An 888-nucleotide genomic window follows, 5' to 3' on the forward strand; every position below is an offset into this window, starting at 1 on the left:
TGCCACCGACGGCGATGCCCAACGCCGCCGGTGGCCGGCTGCCCAGTACACGAGCCAGATCCAGGGTGTGGACGGTGAGCTCGAAGGTCCGGGTCGGCAGGTAGTCGACCAGCCTCATGGCGCCGACCGGGGTGGTGACGACCGCGTCGTCGGGACTCTCGCGCACCAGCTGGCGCACCCGGGTGGCCAGCGTCGTGACCGCGCCGGACGGATCGTCGCCGAGTGCCGCGCCGGCATCCCGACCACGTTGGGTCACGGCCGCGGGGTCGCCGAGGCCGCCACGCACCGCCAGGTAGTAGCCGACCGCATCCACACAATCGACTCCGGTGCCGGCGTCCACATCGGCTGGGGGGCTCGGCGTCCCAAGGTAGGTCGCCACGGTCGACAGCGCCCGGCTGCCGTGCCCGACCAGGTCGCGTACTGACCACTCGCCCAGCGCCGGGGCCGCCCAACGGTCATCGGTGATCCCTGCCACGAGCGACGCGAACGCGCTGGCCGCATGGTCGAAACGGGCTCGTGTTTCAGCGGATCCGGCACTATTCACCTGTCGAGTCATAGTCCGTTGGGGTCAGCCAGGTCAACGCCGGCTCACGAGGTGACGTCGCGGAGTGGGAGCGGGCCGAGGCCGCCGGGGAGATCGACACGATGCAGGCGATGTCGGGTAACGGACGGTGTGTCCCGGCTACTTTGATGCCGCCGGTGAACAGAATCCGGGTGACGGGGCCGGGGTGCGTAGGTCGTTAAGGCTATCCTGATGACCGGAACCACCTACCATTCAGCCGAATGTCGTCCGACAGTAGGTGGAATCGGTCGCTATGGCGGCCGCTCTTGTAGGTACGCGGCTTCGGTCGCGTTGAGGGCTTCGGTATGATCAAGACTTACCACACA

At 68.1% G+C, this 888-nt stretch carries 1 protein-coding gene; it reads right to left on the reverse strand.

Annotation, left to right across the window (positions count from 1 at the left end; translation table 11 throughout):
• Window positions 1-544, reverse strand: a 544-nt coding sequence (locus U9980_RS07195; protein WP_322767216.1) for a maleylpyruvate isomerase family mycothiol-dependent enzyme, incomplete at its 3' end; no start/stop codon positions are given.
• Between the last annotated feature and the right edge of the window lie 344 nt (window positions 545-888).

Origin of the sequence: Protofrankia sp. Cr1 (assembly GCF_963555865.1) — a bacterium.
In the GTDB taxonomy this organism is placed as follows: domain Bacteria; phylum Actinomycetota; class Actinomycetes; order Frankiales; family Frankiaceae; genus Protofrankia.